General features: G+C 59.4%; 17 protein-coding genes and 1 pseudogene. 7 read left to right on the top strand and 11 right to left on the bottom strand.

What is annotated here, in order from left to right:
* Window positions 1-12 precede the first annotated feature (12 nt).
* Together AO068_RS20925 and AO068_RS20920 are read left to right on the top strand one after the other, a co-directional pair.
* Complete coding sequence (locus tag AO068_RS20925) at window positions 13-810, top strand: TIGR01458 family HAD-type hydrolase (protein WP_058409331.1); 798 nt, start codon at window positions 13-15, stop codon at window positions 808-810.
* Between the two features lie 28 nt (window positions 811-838).
* Complete coding sequence (locus AO068_RS20920) at window positions 839-1579, top strand: GntR family transcriptional regulator (protein ID WP_058409330.1); 741 nt, start codon at window positions 839-841, stop codon at window positions 1577-1579.
* A 40-nt stretch (window positions 1580-1619) separates the two neighbouring features.
* Here AO068_RS20920 and AO068_RS27360 read toward each other — a convergent pair.
* A pseudogene (locus AO068_RS27360) lies at window positions 1620-1793 on the bottom strand (LysR substrate-binding domain-containing protein); the annotation flags it as partial.
* A 259-nt stretch (window positions 1794-2052) separates the two neighbouring features.
* Window positions 2053-3501 carry a fatty acid desaturase gene (locus AO068_RS20915; protein WP_058409329.1) on the bottom strand — a complete coding sequence of 483 codons (1449 nt, stop codon included), beginning with the start codon at window positions 3499-3501 and terminating at the stop codon, window positions 2053-2055.
* Between the two features lie 232 nt (window positions 3502-3733).
* Here AO068_RS20915 and AO068_RS20910 point away from each other — a divergent pair, with 232 nt between their 5' ends.
* A complete protein-coding gene (locus tag AO068_RS20910; protein ID WP_057432522.1) occupies window positions 3734-4399 on the top strand; it encodes a hypothetical protein in 666 nt (221 codons plus the stop codon).
* Window positions 4393-5508, top strand: coding sequence for a GNAT family N-acetyltransferase (locus tag AO068_RS20905; protein WP_058409386.1), 1116 nt, complete (start codon window positions 4393-4395; stop codon window positions 5506-5508). The genes AO068_RS20910 and AO068_RS20905 overlap by 7 nt, the downstream gene beginning before the upstream one ends.
* On the opposite strand, the gene AO068_RS20900 is transcribed toward AO068_RS20905, so the two are convergent.
* Together AO068_RS20900 and AO068_RS20895 are read right to left on the bottom strand one after the other, a co-directional pair.
* The gene (locus AO068_RS20900; protein WP_058409328.1) at window positions 5456-6403 is read right to left on the bottom strand and encodes a hypothetical protein; all 948 of its coding nucleotides are present in this window, start codon (window positions 6401-6403) and stop codon (window positions 5456-5458) included. The two genes, AO068_RS20905 and AO068_RS20900, sit on opposite strands and share 53 nt — an antisense overlap.
* Before the next feature lie 24 nt (window positions 6404-6427).
* Window positions 6428-7294 (bottom strand): metal-dependent hydrolase, encoded by an 867-nt coding sequence (locus AO068_RS20895; RefSeq protein WP_057404719.1) that lies wholly within the window; start codon window positions 7292-7294, stop codon window positions 6428-6430.
* 137 nt (window positions 7295-7431) lie between these two features.
* Here AO068_RS20895 and AO068_RS20890 point away from each other — a divergent pair, with 137 nt between their 5' ends.
* The 3 genes from AO068_RS20890 to AO068_RS20880 are packed head-to-tail and all read left to right on the top strand — an operon-like array spanning window position 7432 to window position 11035.
* Window positions 7432-8349 carry a fatty acid desaturase gene (locus tag AO068_RS20890; protein ID WP_058409327.1) on the top strand — a complete coding sequence of 306 codons (918 nt, stop codon included), beginning with the start codon at window positions 7432-7434 and terminating at the stop codon, window positions 8347-8349.
* Complete coding sequence (locus AO068_RS20885) at window positions 8349-9965, top strand: GH3 family domain-containing protein (RefSeq protein WP_058409326.1); 1617 nt, start codon at window positions 8349-8351, stop codon at window positions 9963-9965. Before AO068_RS20890 ends, AO068_RS20885 begins: the two co-directional genes overlap by 1 nt.
* Entirely contained in the window at window positions 9950-11035 is a 1086-nt protein-coding gene (locus tag AO068_RS20880; protein ID WP_058409325.1) for an aromatic ring-hydroxylating oxygenase subunit alpha, read from the top strand. Before AO068_RS20885 ends, AO068_RS20880 begins: the two co-directional genes overlap by 16 nt.
* A 12-nt stretch (window positions 11036-11047) precedes the next feature.
* Here the strand turns inward: AO068_RS20880 and dhaL are convergent, their stop codons facing one another.
* The 7 genes from dhaL to AO068_RS20845 form a co-directional block, all read right to left on the bottom strand.
* Window positions 11048-11698 (bottom strand): dihydroxyacetone kinase subunit DhaL, encoded by a 651-nt coding sequence (gene dhaL, locus AO068_RS20875; protein ID WP_058409324.1) that lies wholly within the window; start codon window positions 11696-11698, stop codon window positions 11048-11050.
* A gap of 3 nt (window positions 11699-11701) precedes the next feature.
* A complete protein-coding gene (locus AO068_RS20870) occupies window positions 11702-12703 on the bottom strand; it encodes a dihydroxyacetone kinase subunit DhaK (RefSeq protein WP_058401546.1) in 1002 nt (333 codons plus the stop codon).
* Window positions 12704-12743: 40 nt separating this feature from the next.
* Window positions 12744-13859: an erythritol/L-threitol dehydrogenase gene (locus tag AO068_RS20865; protein WP_005777414.1), complete on the bottom strand. Its 1116-nt coding sequence runs from the start codon at window positions 13857-13859 to the stop codon at window positions 12744-12746.
* A 29-nt stretch (window positions 13860-13888) separates the two neighbouring features.
* Complete coding sequence (locus tag AO068_RS20860; protein WP_058409323.1) at window positions 13889-14644, bottom strand: SDR family oxidoreductase; 756 nt, start codon at window positions 14642-14644, stop codon at window positions 13889-13891.
* A 207-nt stretch (window positions 14645-14851) separates the two neighbouring features.
* Complete coding sequence (locus AO068_RS20855; RefSeq protein WP_057403056.1) at window positions 14852-15862, bottom strand: substrate-binding domain-containing protein; 1011 nt, start codon at window positions 15860-15862, stop codon at window positions 14852-14854.
* Window positions 15863-16056: 194 nt separating this feature from the next.
* Window positions 16057-17034 carry an ABC transporter permease gene (locus AO068_RS20850; protein WP_058409322.1) on the bottom strand — a complete coding sequence of 326 codons (978 nt, stop codon included), beginning with the start codon at window positions 17032-17034 and terminating at the stop codon, window positions 16057-16059.
* A complete protein-coding gene (locus tag AO068_RS20845; RefSeq protein WP_057403058.1) occupies window positions 17031-18518 on the bottom strand; it encodes a sugar ABC transporter ATP-binding protein in 1488 nt (495 codons plus the stop codon). Before AO068_RS20845 ends, AO068_RS20850 begins: the two co-directional genes overlap by 4 nt.
* Between the last annotated feature and the right edge of the window lie 56 nt (window positions 18519-18574).

Raw genomic sequence — 18574 nt, 5'->3', positions numbered from 1 at the left:
GGGAGCTTATCCATGCATTTTGACAGCCTGCTGTTGGACATCGACGGCACACTCATGCTCAAGGGACAGCCTTTACCCGGTGCAGCCGAGGCACTGAGTTTCGCCAGAGCTCAAGGGCTGCGCCTGCAACTGCTGACCAACACCACGGCAAAGATGCCGGTGGATCTGGCGCAAGAGTTGTGTCGGGCCGGAATCGAGGTGGCCCCCGACGAAATTCAAACCGCTACAACGGCCTGTGTGGGCTACTTGCAACAGCATGCGCAACTCAAGTGCCATCTGCTGGTGCCCGACTCGATCAGAGCGGCCTTCAACGGCATTCTTACAGACGATACAAACCCTGACGTGGTGGTCATCAGCGATATTGGCGAGGCATTCGATTACGCCACGCTGAATCGCTGTTTCCGCATGCTGCGGGGCGGCGCTCGTCTTATTGCGTTGCAAAAAAACCTGTTCTGGTTTGATCACGACGGCGAACGCCTTGATTGCGGAGCTTTCATCGTCGGTCTTGAGGCCGCAGCGCAGGTTCAGGCGCTGGTCATGGGCAAGCCGTCACCCATGTTCTTCAACGCCGCCTTGCGCAAGCTGGATACCTGCGCCAGCCGCACTCTGGTAGTGGGCGATGATGTGCTGACGGACTGCGCCGGGGCGAAAGCCGTTGGTGCCAGCAGCCTGCTGGTGCGTACCGGAAAATATGATCCGGCACTTTTTGATGCCCATAGGCAAAACGTGGATGCGGTGATTGACGGCATTGCAGATTTTCCGCGCTGGTGGGCCTCCGGCAATGCCGCAGATCGTCATGACCAACGTTAAGTAACCGGATTACAAGGACGAATCATCAATGCAGACAGCATGTGCCAAAAAGTCGAAAGAACGCCCGGAAAACATATCGGAGCGGATTTACGCCCGGATCAAAGAGGACATTTCCGAGTTTCGCCTATTACCCGGCGAACGATTTACTGAAGGTGAAGTGGCCGAACGCGTTCAGGCCAGTCGTACCCCGGTCAGGCAGGCATTGTTCCGGCTGGAGCAGGAAGGGTACGTGGAGGTTTATTACCGAAGCGGCTGGCAAGTACGTCCCTTTGATCCCCGGCATTTCGAAGAGCTGTACGACGTGCGTGTGGTGCTTGAACTGGAGGCGCTTGGCAGGCTGGGCTTGATGGACCTGAGCGTCGAGCCGCTGATCGACGAACTCATACGCACCTGGCTGGTGCCGAAACATGAGCGATTGAGGGACACCGATCTCCTGGCCGGACTGGGCGAGCGGTTTCATTGTGCGTTGGTAGAGGCCGTGGGTAACCGGGAAATGGCGAGGCTGCATTACGAGATAACCGAGAAGACCCGGACTATCCGGCGTCTTGAGTTCAGCGCTTCCAGGGTCGATGCAACCTACGAAGAGCATGGCAGCATTCTTCAGGCCCTCCTGCAACATCAACCTCAACAGGCTCAGCAGTTGCTGGAAGCGCATGTCGAATTCAACAAGGAGGAAGCGCACAGAGCCACCCAGCATGTTTTACGTCGCGCGCGGCATTACGCCGAGAAAAGCCGCGAGCCCGCCAGGCTGCGCGTGCAAACACAATGAGTGGTGGCTGCGGTGCTGCGCGTTTCGGTTATTTAATGAATCACCGGTAGCGCAATGCCTCCAGCAACAGGGCAAACGCGGGCGATGCCTGGCGTCTGCTCGGGTAGTAGAGGTGGAAGCCGGCAAACGTCGGCGACCAGTCTTCCAGCACCTGAATCAGGCGTCCGGTTTCGATGTGTTCGGCGACAAGGTCATGCGGGATGTAACTCAGGCCGACGGTCTGCCCACGCTGACACGGCGGGCAATGGCTTGCCCTATGGAGCCGGCACCGATGACTACGGTGACTTTTCTCGGGTCTTCATGAACAGTTCCTCGGTGAAACTCGGACAAATGCGCTGTAGGCGCACCTTCAGCGTGATGTCCGGATCACCTTATAGCGCTGTCATTTGGTCAACAATGGGGTGTTATCGGTATAGGCTCATGAGCCTCAGCTCATGAGTAAACATTGAAGAAGACGCTCGTACAATCAGGTATCAGTATTTCTGCTTGAGCCTCGACCACATCAACGAGGCAAGCGAGCGGGATGCCATGAGCTTTTCCTCGGCTCGAACTGCAGAGGGCAAGGCATGCCAGGGTATGCTGGCGGCTCGGTGGTGCTGCAAGTGCAGGTTGATGTGGTAGGGCCAGATAAAAAACCGCCCCAGCCAACCGACGCGCCAGGCGTATGTCCATTCTTCCCAGCCAGGTGTGACGCCGGGGCCGCCGCTATGCTCGGCCATGCTGCGAATTTTCTGCAGCAGGGTGCCGACCGTAATCAAGGGCAGGAACCACAGCATCGCTATCAAACCGAACGTTTGCGCCGAGCATTGCCAGATGAGCGCGGCGACAATCATCAGCCAGATCAGCGCTGCCGCAGTCAGCGGGCGGGTGATCGCTGGCGGCGCGCCTCCTGCGGCCTTGTAGGCGGCAATATTGCGCAGCGTATTGATCAGCAGCAAGTCTCCCAACAGTTGTCTGGCCAGCAGCTTCGCGGTTAACGGCCGGAAATGCCAAGGCTGGCGGTAATAGAGAAAGCGTCGTTCCGGGTCCTGTTCGGTACCCGCGTGCTGGTGATGGTCCAGGTGCAGGGGGCGGTAGAATTCGATCGGCACCAGGCCTGGAACACCGATAGCCAGATTGATCAGAAAGTCGTTGATACTGCGCTGTCGAGTCAGGTGGTAGTGGGTTGCATCGTGATACAGCACGAACAACGCGTGCTGTCTTGCCGCCACGACGAGCACCGTCAGCAGATAGAAGCGCCAGTCTGCGAGGTAAATCGCGACACGAATCGTGACCAGTATGCACAGCCATTCGAGCAGCATTGCCGATAGGGTGCGCATGTCCACCGCACAGCGCCTGAGGACCAGAGTCGTCATGCCGCATGCCAGACCGATGATCAGACCATAGACCATGTCGGTGAAGACATGCTGCCCGGTGGTCATCACCGTCAGCATCAGCACCGCGCTCCAGAGGGCAAATACCCAGGTCGATCGCAGCTGCAAACCGCCCATGACGACGCTGATTGCAACGGGCAACGCTACATGCCCGCTGGGTGAGGCCGCCAGTGGCGCATCGAGCCGGTACAGCCAGTCGAGCCACGCAGACCCGGTTTCAGGACGCAGGATCATGGTCGGCCAGAACAGGTGGCTGATCAGGCACAGCCCGGCGGCCAGGGCGCCAGCGAAAAAAACCGGCAGCAGCCATGAGGACTTACGGCCCATGTACACAAGCACTGGCATCACCAGCGTATAGCTGAGATACAGCGGCAGCGTGAACGGCAGCAAGGGCATATGAAGGTCGACGATGCCTGGCTCGACGAGCCTGACAGCGCCCATTGGAACGTGTGTCACCAGAAAGTACAGCAGGCCGGTGACCAGCAGGTAGACCAACAGCCAGGTAACGGGGCGATCAGTGCTGGACGTGGCGCAGTGATGAGGATGCATGGATGCGAAGCCTGGTTCATTCAGTACGTGCACAAGCGAACACCCGGACAGGCCAGGCTGTGCGCAGCGATGATTTCAGAAGAAACGGGACATTGTGCGGAGAGACTGATTGCCCTCGGCGGCCCGGCAATTCAGAATCCGGTCATTGTGTTTCCATACATCGAAGGCCTCCATGAGTTTGTGCGCGACCGCCGTTGGGCGCCCCGATTTACGATCAGATGATATCGATCGGATGTTCGAGATTTATTCTGCCTGCTATCAGGATACCTGCCGGGCTCGATTCGAGCAGGACCTTGACGACAAGACGCATTGCGTCGTTCTGCGTGACACCCATGACACGATTATGGGGTTCACAACGCTGAAACTGTTTGAAATGAGCTGGGACAATCAGCCCTGCAAATTCGTTTTTTCCGGGGACACTATCATCACCCCTGAACACTGGGGCAGCCAGCAACTGGCATTCGCCTGGTCACGACTGGTGGGCGACCTGTGGCGTCAGGCTCCCGATGTTCCCCTGTACTGGTTTCTGATCTGCAAGGGGCACAGAACCTATCGCTATCTGCGGGCAATGGTACTGGATTACGCACCGCGTGCGGGTCATTCGACAGCGCCTCGTGTCCAGGCCTTGATGAATCACCTGGCACATACGCGTTTCGGCGATGCCTACGACCCGGCAACCGGTGTGCTTTCATTCAAGACACCGCAGGGCCGCCTCAGCGCGGAGCTTGCACTGATCTCGGAGAATCACGCGAAGCTGCCGGAAGTCGAGTATTTCCTGCAGAAGAACCCTGGTTACGCCGAGGGCGATGAACTGGTCTGCCTGTGTCGTCTCACCCCCGAAAACCTGCGGCCGCTGGCTCGACGGCTGTTTATGACCGAGCAGTGTTCGGCGTGCTGATTCGTCAGGCCGGTGCGGCGGACAATTCGCAACTTCTCGACTTTCAACGGCGACACACGATGCGCGGGAGCATGCCGCTGCGTTTTGACCGCAGCCCGGATTACTTCGCCCTGCATCGCTGTCATGCCGACGATCAGCGCACCTGGATAGCCGAAAGCCCGGACGGTGAGCTGCGCGGCGCGGCGAGCCTGGTGGTGCGTGATGGCTACCTGCACGGTGGTGTAGAGCCGGTCGCATATCTGGGCGATCTGCGACTGACGCCGGATCGCAGACTGTCCGGGGCATGGATGGCCGAGGTAGCGGCGCGTCTCGCGGATCTTTCCCGTGAAACAGGCGTGCAGCATGCCTATTGCTGCATCATCCGTAACAACGCCCTGGCGACCCGGTCGCTGCTGCGAGGACGACGAGCAAACCCGCTGAAACTCGCACACTGGCGTGGCTACAGTAACGTCTCAGTGTACGGCCAGCGTGGCTTGAGTAGAGTTCCCCGTACGAGCGCCAAGGTGAGGGTGGTACGCGCAGCTCCCCGGTATCTGGATGCGCTGAGGGCGTTTCTCGATAGCGAGTCATCCCGACAATCGTTCGGTTGTGTGTTCAGCGAGGCGGAATTTGAGCGCAGGCTGAGTCAGTGGCCGGATTTCGGCATTGACTCGTTTCTGCTGGCTGTCGATGACCGCGACAACCTGCTTGGCTGCGTCGCGCCCTGGGACGCCGGGAAGATAAAACGTATCGTCGTCGAACAGATGCCCCTGACGCAGCAGTTACTGCGCCTTGGCTACAATGCGCTCGCACCTCTGGCAGGCCGACCGGGTATCGCCGCGCCTGGCCAGGCCCTGCGGGATATCTACCTGACCCATCTGCAGGTTCGCCATCGTGACCCCGAGGTGTTTTGCGCACTGCTGGATGTTGCCTGGAAGCAGGTCCGCAACGACTATTCGCTGATGCAATTATGCCTGTACGACCAGGACCCGCTGTGGAAAGCAATGCATCGTTATCACGCCTTTTCCTTGCCGATGGACCTTTACACGGCACCCTGCGGCAGCCACGCAGCCGACTTTAAAGAGGCTTGTGCGGCGAGTATTCCGGGCTTCGAAATCTATCTGGTGTAGAGCGTTCTGGCGCACGTGTCTGGTGCAGGACGTCCAGCAATGTTCGCCAGAATCTCGCCGGGTCAAAGCCTGCGCCGCCCAGTATTGGCTGACCATGATCCAGATCCGGCAGGCAGATCTGCGGTACGCCTGGCAACGACAGGTTTTCCATATAGAACTGACCGTCATGCGCATGCCCGGGACGCAACGCATTCAGGCGCTGATGGTGAGTATCGAATTGCGAGCGGCGCGCAGCGGACCAACTGACGACATGCAGGCAGTGCAGCTTGTCGGGCAGGGCAGAGAGTATTTTGGCAACCTGTGGATCGCGACTGCTGCTGATGTCCCGGGTGCCAGCAGCCAGCGGAGCGCTGTTGATCATCGCCTGACGGAATCTGTCCATTCGGTAACTTCTGCCAGCGCCGGCGGCACCGTGGCCCAGCAGCGTATCAATGATCGGCGATGGTCCTGCGGGCGGCTGCACCAGAGCGATGCCGTCACAGGCGTCGAGCAGGTTCTTGTTCTGTGACAGCGCTGCCAGCGTATCCAGACCACCCTTGCTATGAGCCAGCACCACAAAGCGCTGGTCTGGCTTGAGTCTGCTGCCGAGTAGGGTCGCAATGTGCCTGCCTTGCTCAATCACACCGCGCGAAGAGCGCACCGGCATGCGCAGGACATCGTGCCCCGCAGAGGTGAGGGACCGGGCACAGGCGCGATTGCAGTAGAGGATGAATTCCGAGTAAAGACCTGCAACCAGCACGACCAGGGTGGCTTTTGGCAGGGCGGGCAAGGGCGCTTGCCAGCGCTGCAGGAACAGATCGGTCCAGTCCAGCTCCGCAGGATGACGCACGAACGCTGTAGCCGGGAAATGCATTTGCCATTCCTCGAAGCCCTCGGGTTCCCAGATCGTCCTCATACGAGCCGATCCCGGAAGCTGCCTTCAGCGCTGTTCATCAAGCGCCTGGCGAGCGTTGTCGAGCAGCTCACGTGTGTCGATTCGGTCAGGATGGAAGCCAGGCACGAACCAGAACAGCCCGGCAGGCACGATGCGCGAAAGCAGGCCCGGATTGACGAACAACCACCACTGCAGGCGCAGCCATTCGCGCCAGTTGCGGTGTTGCCGGTCCCCGCGCACGAGGTGATAGGTGAAGTAAGTAAGGTCGAAAGTGAAGTACACCGAAAGGCTCGTCATCGCTACCCAGCGAAGCAGGTAACGCCGCAGCGGGTTAGGTTCCACCTTGCACAGCACGTCATAGGCCACTGCCTTGTGCTCGATCTCTTCCATTGCGTGCCAGCGCCACAGGCGGGCCATCGTTGGGTCGGCGCCCGCCATGAATGCCGGGTTTCGCAGAATCTGCTCGGACAGTATTGCTGTGATGTGTTCAAGGCTGGCCGTCAGTGCCAGACGAAAGCTGGCTGGTAATCGCTCGCTTTCCTTTCTGCGCCGCAACAGCATGCGTTCCAGTTTTTCGACCGGTGCGCCCTGTGCGCCCAGAAGCAGGTTATAGGCACGGTGCTCGCGGATGTGCGACGCTTCCTGATAGACGAAATCGTCGACGGCCTTTTCCAGAGCGCTGCCTTTGTCGAGCTTGTGGCGAAAATGCACCACACTCTCGATGAAGATTTTTTCCCCTTGGGGAAACATGAACGACAGACAATCGAAAAAGCGCGTGGTGTGCGTCCGGCCGTCATGCCAGTAGCGGGGGATACTGGCATCGAAGGTGAAGCGTATTGATCGGTGCGCGATTACCTGCGGGGAAAGCATGGCCGCCGAGCGTCTGGACAGAATTCGTTTGAAGAGCGACATGGGGCTCGGCTTAGCGTGATGTCAAGGCGCACAGTGTGCCAGACTCCGGCAGGCTTGAAACTGCCGAATAACCATACTGACGTTCCGGCAGGTATACTTCGGGGCTTTCGAATGTGGTCATTCAGGCGCAGATATATATGGATATTTCCCCGGCACGCCGCTTCGACAAGGCCAACCTGGCTGTACTGGCGCTTCAGACGCTATTCTGGGGCGCTACGCTCACCTGGCTGTCCCACACCGGCGCAGGTTCATGGAAATGGCTGGTCCTGATTCCGTTCTGTCTGGTCATGCAGGGTGTGTTCTCGATGATGCACGAGGCGTTTCACAGCCTTGCGCACAGCGAAAAAACCCTCAATTACCTGATGATGTGGTGGGCTTCGACCCTGTTCGGGGCGTCCGCGACGCTGATCCACATCAATCACCTCGGGCACCACTCACGGAACCGCACACGTGCCGAACTGGCCGATTTTGCCATGCCGGATGAATCGCTGCTGCGTAAACGGCTGGAATACTATTTTGCGGTGCTCGGCGGTATCTGGCTGGCGGCGTTCGTCGGCAGCCTGCTGTTGCCCTTGCTGCCGCCACGTATAGCAGATCGATGGTCGCAGAGCGGTGAGGTCAATACATACGCTGCGGCATTCAAGGATTTCTCGATCAGCGACTTTCAGCGCATCCGCAAGGAAGTCATTACCGGCATTGCCGTCTGGCTGACGTGCGCCTACCTGTTTGGCTGGTCCTGGGAAGTGGTACTGATTGCCTATATCGCATTCGGTTTTTCCTGGTCATCGCTGCAATGGGTCTATCACATGCGCACCCCGATAGATGTCGTCGAAGGTGCCTACAACATGCGCGCGCCACGCTTGGTCCGCTGGGCATTCCTCAACTTCAACTACAACCTGACTCACCACCGCCACTCACAGATGCATTGGCAGCTCATGCATGCGGCATCCAGTCTCAAGGAAACCCGCCCTTTATGGTTCGGCTGGCTGCAGGTGTTCATGCCTCCGCAGCGACTGCCCGATGACCTGACTCAGCTCGACAAGACCTACTTTTGATGCAGGCGGGTGAAGAGGTGAAAAGGGCCTTGTGGCGCTCGTTCATGGACAGTGCTCACGCCACGCTCGATCACTGGCAAGGTCTGTTCGAGCAGCCCGAGCAATCTCAGCAGCGTTTATTGATGCGTATGTTGTCGGCCAACCGTGACTGCGCCTTCGGCCAAGCCCATGATTTTGCCGGAATCCGCGATGCTGAAGAGTTTCGCAAGCGGGTACCTATTCATACCTATGCTCAACTGCAGCCCTGGATCGAGCGTGCGCAGCAGGAACAAGGGCCGATACTGACCGCCAGTCCGCCGCTGTTCTTCGAGCGCAGCAGTGGCAATAGTGCACTGCAGAAACACATCCCCTATACGCAGGAATTCCTTGGCCAATTGCAGGGTTCGTTGACGGTATGGCTGGCGGATATGTACCGCCAGGTCCCGGAGGTCAGCCATGGCAGCGGGTACTGGTCCATGTCGCCGCCCTTGCAGCAGCCTGCAATGACGGCCAACGGCATACCGATCGGCAGTGTCAGCGATCTGCAATATCTGCAAGGCAGTGCAATCGCGGGGCTGGCCGGCACATTGCTGATTCCTGAACTGGCCAGCGACGTGGCGCACTGGCGCAGGCAAACGCTGCTCGCCCTGATTGCAGATGCCGGGTTGAGCTTTATCAGCGTGTGGAGCCCGACGTTTCTTACCAGCCTGCTACAACCGTTGCTCGACACTGAAATGCTCGAAAGTCGGCAGATAGTTGCCTGGCTTGAAGAAAGGTTGCCGGTACCCCGCCAGAAAGCCTTGCGCCACGCGCTTGCTCATGGGGTATTCACCGAGTTGTGGCCTCGTCTGGCGGCGGTAAGTTCCTGGATGGACGGGCCGAGTCGCGTGTACGCCCAGCAACTGGCTGTGCGTTTTCCTCAGGCGCGCTGGGTAGCCAAAGGATTGTTCGCGACCGAAGGTGTGGTCAGCCTCCCGTTCGGGGAAGGGGCTGGCTGCCCGTTGGCGATAGGCAGTCATTATCTGGAATTCATCGGGGACGACGGGGTGCCGAAAGAGGCTCACTCCCTGCGCATGGGGGAAACCGCGCAAGTGCTGTTGACTACCGGTGCAGGTCTTTACCGATATGCACTGGGTGACCGGGTGCGCGTAGTCGGTAAACTCGCCGGAACGCCGCGTGTGGAGTTTGTCGGGCGCTGCGCAAGTACCTGTGACCTGGTGGGCGAGAAGCTCGATGAGCAAGTGGTCGAGCGAGCCCTTGCGCAATGCATGGACGCAGCCGACAGCGCATGCCTGATACCCGACTCCAGCAGCACACTGCCGCATTATGTGGTCCTTTTGTGCACCTCAACGACGACGCTGGCAAGCATTTGCCGCACTGCGTTGGCCAACGATATTGAAATGGCCCTGCAGCGTTCCTTTCACTATGCACACGCGCGCACACTGGGTCAGCTGGGTCCGGTGCGTATGCGTTTTGTCTGTGGCGGGGCGCAAAAACTCGCAGACTTGCTGCAGCGCGCTGCAGAGTCGACGGGCATTCGTGCAGGCGACGTCAAGCCGCGTGCATTGATCAGCCGTCTGGACACGGCTGAGGCGCTTCTTGCAATCACGGACGGATCTGAATGCACACAACGTTGAGCAGTGAAACCGATACCCATGGCGACGGCACACGTGAGCAGTGGTATGTGGCGTGCACGCAAAAGCAGCTGCGCAAAGGCAAGCCATACCGGGCCACGATACTCGGCCTGAATATCGTTCTGTTTCGCCGCAGCGATGGGCAGCCCGCTGCGCTGCTGGACCAATGTGTGCACCGTGGCACAAGGCTGTCAGCCGGCAAAATCAAGGATGATTGTCTGGTATGCCCGTATCACGGCTGGCGCTATGACGCGAACGGTCAAGTGGTACATATTCCCAGCGTAGACGCCAGGCAGGGCGCAGCGAAGTCGCCTGACTATCGCTACCGGCAGCGCCATTTTGCCGTCTGCGAGCAGGACGGCCTGGTCTGGGTTTACACCGGCACACGCGATGCTCGCGAAACACCGATATTTCGGCTTCCGGCCTATGGCGAGCGGCCGTGGCAATCCTATTTCATGATCAACACCTTCGACGCCGATGTCGGCAGTCTGGTGCAGAATTTTCTGGACGTGCCGCACACGGTATTCGTTCACGAGGGTATTTTTCGTTCCAGCAGCGGTCGAACCATGGAAGCGACGCTCTCCTGCAAGGCGCAGAGCATTGAGGTTGTCTATCACGACGAAGTCGACGAGATCGGGATGATGCAATGGCTGACCAACCCGGACGCCGAGCCGCTTGTGCATACGGATCGTTTTCTCGCGCCTAATGTGACGTTTTGTGATTACCTCTGGGGGGCACGCTCAGGCTTTCTGATCGTGAGCCAGATCACGCCAGTCGATGATCGCCAGTCGCGCGTTTACACCTACATTGCATACCGTTTTCCAATGCCGGCCTGGGTTCTACGGATATTGCGTCCGTTCATCCATCTGTACACGCACATCGTCATTCAACAAGACGTCAAAATCATTCGGGCGCATCGCGAAGGGCTCGACAACGCCTCCGGTTTCAAGCCGTGCAATGTGCCTGCCGATGCAATCCATGTGGGCGTCGAGCAACTGCTTGCTGCGGTCCGGCGCGGTGAGGCGCTGCCGCAAGCACAGCGCCGCGAGCGGCGGATTCGATTCGAGCTTTGATCCCGCGATGCTTTAACTGACTTTCAGCCTCGGCTGCACTGAATCCGCCAGTTGCGTCAGGATCAGGCAACACGACACCGCGCCGGCATCCAGCACGCCAAGCGATCGTTCGCCCAGGCGACTCGCTCGGCCGATCTTCGCTACCAGGTCACGGGTTGAATCGCGCCCTTGTGATGCGGCGCTTTTCATCGCGTCAAGGGCTGCGCTGAATGACTCACCCCGGGCGTGGGCCTGCTCGAAAGCTTCGACGGCTGGAATCAGGGTGTCCATCAGGCATTTGTCGCCGATGCCGGCTTCGGTGATGTCCTGCAATGAAGTGAGGCCACCGCGCAGCAGTCTGGCGAAGGTGGCAGCGTCGATCTGCTCACGGCCGCGCACCTGATCGGCCATGCCGATAAACAGGCTGCCGTACAGTGGCCCCATGGAGCCGCCGATGCCTTCCATCAGGCTGAGGGTCAGTTCATCCAGTGCTTCGGCAAGGCTCAGTTGCCGGCCTTCAATGGTCCGGCCGCAATGGGCAAAGCCTTTGGCCATGTTAATGCCGTGGTCGCCGTCACCAATCGCGCCATCAACCTCGCTAAGGTATTCGCGATTGGCGACGATCACGCTGACCAGATCAGTGACGATGGCAGTGCCGTCATGGGTGGAGAAATGCTGGCTCATGGTTCACTCCGTCTGGGTCATGCCGATGGAGCGGCAAGGGTGGTCGATCAGGGTTTTCAGTTCGGCGTCCAGGCCCAGTACGGTGAGGGTTACGCCCATCATTTCCAGCGATGTGAAGTAATTGCCGACGTAGCAGCGATGAATATGCAACCCCTTGGCCTTGAGCTGGCTTTCGACTTCGGCGTAAAAAATATACAGCTCCATGACAGGTGTTGCGCCAAGACCGGATACCAGCACGACAACGCTGTCGTCAGCACTGAAGTCGCGGTCGGCGAGGATAGGTGCCAGCATGCGCTCGGCCATCGCGGCTGCCGACTCGATGGCAATGACCTCGATGCCCGGTTCGCCGTGGTGGCCAATACCCAGCTCCATCTTGCCGTCCGGAATCTGAAAATTGGGTTTGCCGACCGCCGCAATGGTGCAGGGCGTCAGACCGATACCTATTGAACGGCACTGATCCACGGCTTTCTGCGCGACTCTAATTACGCCATTCAGGTCATAACCTTGTGCGGCGGCAGCGCCACCGACTTTCCACATGAAAATTTCCCCGGCCACGCCACGACGTTTGGCGATATCGGATTTTGGTGCCGAGGCTACGTCATCGTTGGCGACCACGGTGCGGACTTGCAGATCCTTGCTGGCGGCCATTTTCATCGCCAGCTTCACGTTCATGTTGTCGCCCGCATAATTACCGTAAAGGCAGGCGATTCCAGCCCCATGATCGGCGGCACGGAAGGCGTCGAAAAAGCTTTTCGCAGTGGGCGAGGAGAAAATCTCGCCGACCGCTACGGCGTCCACCAGACCGGGGCCGACGTAGCCGAGAAAGGCCGGCTCGTGGCCCGACCCGCCACCCGTGACAATGCCGACGGAGCCTTGCACGGAAGGCCGCGCTTTGCTGATAACCCGAGGGTTATTGTCACTCTGCGTCAGTTCGGGGTGCGCGACCAGAATGCCGCGCAGCATGTCCTCGACCACTTGGTCCGGGTCGTTTATCACTCGGTTCATAACGCGATTTCCTGTGTTCTTTTTATAAGGATCGGGTGGGTCAAGGTTGCAGAACGACCTTCAATGATTTGTCGCCACGCTCCATGACCGCGAACGCCTCCTTGAACTCCGCCAGGGGGAATTTGTGCGTGACGACATCGCGCATGTCGATCTTGCGATTGCCGATGAAGTCGATGGCACGCGGGTACATGTAGGGCCCCAGATGGGAGCCGAGTACGTCCAGTTCCTTGCGGTCGCCAATGATCGACCAGTCCACCGTGGCCTCGTCGTTGAACACGCTGAACTCAACAAAACGCCCGAGTTTACGCAGCATCGCCAGGCCCTGATTGACCGCCTTGTGATGCCCGGTGGCTTCTATATAGATGTCGCAGCCGTAGCCGCCGGTGATCTCACGGATCTTCGCCAGTACATCGACCTCGGCCGGGTTCCACACCTCGTCAGCGCCCATGCGCAAGGCGAGGGCGGCGCGCTCGGGTTTCATGTCCAGCACGATGAGTTTTTTCGGGTTGCGCATACGCACTGCGCCAATGATCCCGAGGCCCAGCGTGCCCGCACCGGCGACCACCACGATGTCGTCGAAATCGACATTGGCTCGTTCTGCCGCGTGCAATGAGCAGGCCAGCGGTTCGATCAGGATCGCTTCGTCCGGGGCAATCGAATCCGGCACTTTATGGATGATGCCTTCTTTGGTGAAGATCATGTACTGGGCCATCGCGCCCTGCACGTTGTTCTGAAAGCCGTACAGGTCGTGTTTCTGACACATCCAGTATTGTCCGTGGTTGCAGAAGCGGCAGCCCCAGCATGGGACGATCTGCTCGGAAATCACCCGGTCGCCGATCTGCACGCCACGCTTTTCTGCACCTGGGCCGAGTGCGACCACCCGGCAGACAAATTCATGGCCCGGAATCATCGGTGGCTTGACGTAACGGGGCTGCTCGGCATCGCCCCAGAATGACGGAGCGCCGCGATAGGTCTTGATGTCGCCCATGCAAATCCCGCATAGCTCTACCTTGGTGAGGATTTCGTCGGGGCCTGGCGTCGGCACATCGACGGTCTCCAGCCGGTAGTCTTCCGGGCCATAGCAAACCACCGCTTGCATGGTGGACGGAATCACGGGAGAGAGTTGTTCGGCAGTGCGTTCAATGACGGTGGACATGACGATAAACCTCGCAACAGAAAAGTGAATTACTGGATGCTGTAGCCGCCGTCGATCACCACGTTTTCGCCGGTGATCATGCTGGCGGCATCGCTGAGCAGGTACAGGGCCAGCCCGGCTATTTCCTCCGGCTGGGCGAAGCGGCCTGCCGGGATCTGCGATTTGGCCCGCTCTCCGAGTTCGCCCGCCCAGGCTTTTTTGCCCAGCGCGGTCTCGACGATGGTGGGCGAGATGGCATTGACGTTGATGTGCGGTGCCCACTCCATGGCCAGTACTTTGGTCATGCCGACCACGGCAGCCTTGCTTGCGCAGTAGGCGACGTGCCGGTCCAGGCCGATTACGGCGGCCTGCGAGGCGAGGTTGACGATGCGCCCGCTGCCTTGGGTGAGCATGTGCCGGGCGCAGGCCTGCGCCACGAAAAAGCTGGCTTTCAGATTGATATCCAGAGTGGTATCCCAAGCCTCTTCGCTGACATCGACAGCCTTGTCCAGCACGGCAACACCGGCGCTGTTGACCAGATAGTCGATGCGCTTGAAATGCTCGAACACGGTGTCGATGGTGCTGTTGACCTGATCGATCCTGCGCAGATCGACCGTGATGCCGATGTTCCCGCTGCCAAGGCTGGCAGCCACTTCGACCACTGCCAGGTCCCGGTCCAGAAGTGCGACCCGCGCGCCTCGCTCGACCAGCAGGCGGGCACAGGCAAGACCAATCCCTGCGGCCCCGCCAGTAATGACCGCGCAACGGCCATTGAGATTGAAGGCCTTGTTCCAGAATTCAGACATGAAAATGACTCCTGTAGCGCTGGTTGATTGATGATTCGTCACGCTCTGCGTGTTGCCGCACACACAAGATGGGACGCAGAGCGCCCAGAGCTGCGCTCCCACGCTGGAGCGAACGGTGCCGGCAGGGACACCTCTCGTTCCTCACGCTCCGCGTGGGGATGCCTTTCGTGACGCTCCGCGTCACAAATCTGCGCTACGACGCTTGGCTTACTTGCCGCCACTGACCTGTTGATACAGCGCATCGGCGTTGGCGTCGGTGACCGGCACCCAGGGCAGGATGTAGTTCTTGTCCGTGCCGTCGCCCCATTTGACGTCCTTGGCGTAGCGTTGCCAGATCACCGACTGCGGCTTGTAGTCTTTCCCGGCCAGGGCGCGCAGGGCGACATCGAGTGCGCCCTGGGATTGCGCCTGGGCGTCTTGCAGGAAGGTGGTTATTTCATTTTTCTTCGCCGCCTGAATCGCATCAGGCATGCCGTCGATGGAGGTGATCGGCACGTCCGCAGGCTTCAGATTGCGGGATTTCACCGCTTGCAGGGCTCCGAGAGCCATGTCGTCGTTCTGCGAGATGATCCCGGAGATACCGCCGTTCTGATGCGCGTTGAGCCAGTCTTCGGTCAGCGTCTGGGCTTCGGCACGTGACCAGTTGGCGGTTTTCTTCTCAATGATCTTCATGTCCGGGTGTTTGCTCAGAACTTCCAGCTCGCCCTTTTCCCGATCAATCTGTGCCGACTGGCCAATCGGCCCCTGAATGATCACCACATTGCCTTTGCCTTTGAGCTTGTCGACCATGGCCTGTGCCTGGAGGCGACCGCCCTCGACATCGTCGTTGCCGACGTAGGGCACTTTGTTGCCGGCAACCCGGGTGTTGGAAGCGATCACCGGAATGTCGTTCTCCATCGCCCTTGCCACGGTGCCGACGCCTGCCTTGGTGTCGATGGGCACAAAAATGATCGCATCGTAGTGCTGAGTGATCATGGTTTCGATCTGGTTGTTCTGGGTCAGTGCGTCGTAGTTACCGTCGAACACGGTGATTTTCACAGTGCCGTCCTTGACCGCCGGATGCTCCTTGAGCTCACGCACCCAGTTCTGCATGAACTGCCCCTTGAGGCCGTATACCGCCGCGCCGATTTTGTAGGTTTTGCCATCGGCGGCCAGGGTGATGCTGCTGGCGAGCAGGGAGAGCGCCGCAACAGCGGCCAGGGATGTACCGAATTTCATGATGAGAACCTCGTTATTGTTGTAATCAGTCGTTCATACAGAGGAAAAGGCCTAGGCTCTGTACGTAAAGTGGCTGCGCTCGGTGATGCTGCGTTAAAAACAGGCTCGGAATGCTCATTTACAACACGTAGACTCCGCTTCCTCGCCTGTTTTTGCCTTGCCTGACCTTCGCTCGCCGACTTTTCGTACAGAACCTAGCGTTTTTTCTTGCGCCACACGTCAATCAACACCGCAAACACGATGATCAGGCCCTTGGCGACCTGCTGGTAATAGGAGGACACGCCGAGCAGGTTCAGGCCGTTGTTGATCACCCCGATCAGCAATGCGCCGAACAGCGTGCCGACGATGCTGCCGGTGCCTCCTGACAGGCTGGTGCCGCCGATGACCACCGCGGCGATGGCGTCCAGCTCATAAGACATACCGGCCTGGGGCAGGGCGGAGGTGGTTCTGGCGGACAACACCACGCCAGCCAGTCCCGCCAGCAGCCCGGAAACCACGTACACCGAAAACATCACCTTGCGCACACCGATCCCGGAGGTCCGCGCGCTCTTTTCGTTGCCGCCGACGGCGTACACATAGCGGCCATAAGTGGTGTAGCGCAGGACCATCCAGAAAATCAGCGCGACTACGGCAAAGATGATGATGGGCACGCCAATCGGGCCGACCCTGCCGATGCCCAGCGCCAGATACTCTTCGGGCAAGTCCGTCACCGGGCTGCCGTCATTGAGGATGAAGGTCATGCCACGGGCGATACTGAGCATGCCCAGGGTGGCCACAAACGGCGGGATTGAAAGGTTGGCGACCATGAAGCCGTTGACCACACCGAGCATGGCCCCGGCGAACATACCGGCGCTGACCGCAGCCAGAAGGCCGTAACCCTGCGTCGTCACCAGCGCGCTGCACAACCCGGCGAACGCCAGAATAGAGCCGACGGAAAGGTCGATGCCCTTGGTCAGAATCACGTAAGTCATGCCGACCGCAAGAATGCCGTTGATCGAGGTCTGGCGCAGGATGTCCATCCAGTTGCGCCAGGTCATGAAATACTCACTGGCGAAGGCCATCACCAGGCACAGCAGAATAAACACCAGCGGCAGGCCAAAGCGATCGACGGACAAACGCAGGCGGCTGCGCGGCGCAGTGGTAGAAGGGGCGATAATGGTTTTGGCATTCATGAGGCAAGACTCAGCAGGACTTCCTGGGAAAGATCGGCATCGCTGCTGATGGTCACCAGCCTGCCACCCTTGAACACAGCGATTCGGTCACTCAGGCGCAACAGTTCCGGTGCTTCCGACGAAACCACGATGGCGGCCCCGCCAGCGCGTACGAACTGATCCAGCAGGTGATAGATTTCCTGTTTGGCGCCCTCGTCAATGCCTCGGGTCGGCTCGTCGCAGAGCAGGCAGACCGGCTCGGTCGAAAGGCATTTGGCGAGGACCACTTTCTGCTGGTTGCCGCCGCTCATCGACGCAACGGGCAGGTCCAGTGATGCGGTCTTGATCTGCAGGCGTCTGACCATGTCTTCGGCCAGCTTGTGCTCTTTGCGCGCATCGATCAGCGACCAGTTCGACAGCTGTCTGTAAGCCGACAAGGCGATGTTGGAAAGGATGCTGCCACTGAGTACCAGGCCGCTGTCCTTGCGGTCTTCGGTGACCAGTGAAACGCCTGCACGGATGGTTGCCTTGGGCAGGCCGACCGGCATGGGTTTGCCTTGCAGGGTGACGCTGCCCGAGTCGGGAATGGTCAGGCCGTACAGGCAGTTGAGAAACTCACTGCGACCCGAGCCCATCAGCCCGTAGATGCCGAGAATTTCACCGTGACGCACGTGCAGGCTTATGTCTTCGAATTCGCCGTTGCGGCTCAGGCTCTCGACATTCAGGCAGCACTCGGCGGCGCATTCACGACCGACCTTGTGGTCGATGCGCTGCAACTCCTGGCCCACGATACCGCGCACCAGGTGTGCCCGGTCGATATCAGCCATGCGCCCGCTTTCGACGAAAGCGCCATCGCGAAAGATGCTGTAGTCGTCGGCAATCTGCGCCAGCTCGCTGAGGCGGTGAGAGACATAGATGATGCCGGCGCCTCGGGCAGCCAGTCGGCGAATGGCCTTGAACAGGGTTTGCGCCTCGCGCTCGCCAATCGCCGAGGTGGGCTCGTCCATGATCATCACTTCACAGTCGTGACTGAATGCCTTGGCAATCTCCACCAGCTGTATCTGCGCCACACTCAGCAAGTGCATGGGGCTGGTAGCGTCGACATCGAACTCCAGTTCTTCCAGCAGCTCGCGGGTGCGCCGATTCAGTTCCTTGCTGTCGACGATGCACCCGGCCCGGCGTGGTTCGCGGCCCAGCCAGATATTCTCGGCGACGGTCATGAAGGGGATCGGCTCCAGTTCCTGGGTGATCATTGCGATTCCGGCTGCGAGGGCGTCGCCAGGACGGCTGAACTGCACCGGTTCGCCGTTGAGCAGGATGGTCCCGGCATCGCGCTGGGTGATGCCCATCAAAATACTCAGGAAGGTGGACTTGCCCGCGCCATTGCCGCCACACAGGGCATGCACGCTCCCGGCTCGTAATGACAGACGCCCGTCACGCAGGGCGGGGATACCGGCGTAAGCCTTGGTGACATTTTCAGCCTGGAGCAGTAATGGCGTAGCCATTGGCGTGTCCTCGTGCTGTGAATTCTTATTAGATGCACTGATGCGTTGCTCAGTGA

Origin of the sequence: Pseudomonas sp. ICMP 3272 (genome assembly GCF_001466905.1) — a bacterium.
In the GTDB taxonomy this organism is placed as follows: Bacteria; Pseudomonadota; Gammaproteobacteria; order Pseudomonadales; family Pseudomonadaceae; genus Aquipseudomonas; species Aquipseudomonas amygdali.
Note: the sequence above shows the minus strand (reverse complement) of the source record. Positions and strands in the feature narration are given on the sequence as shown.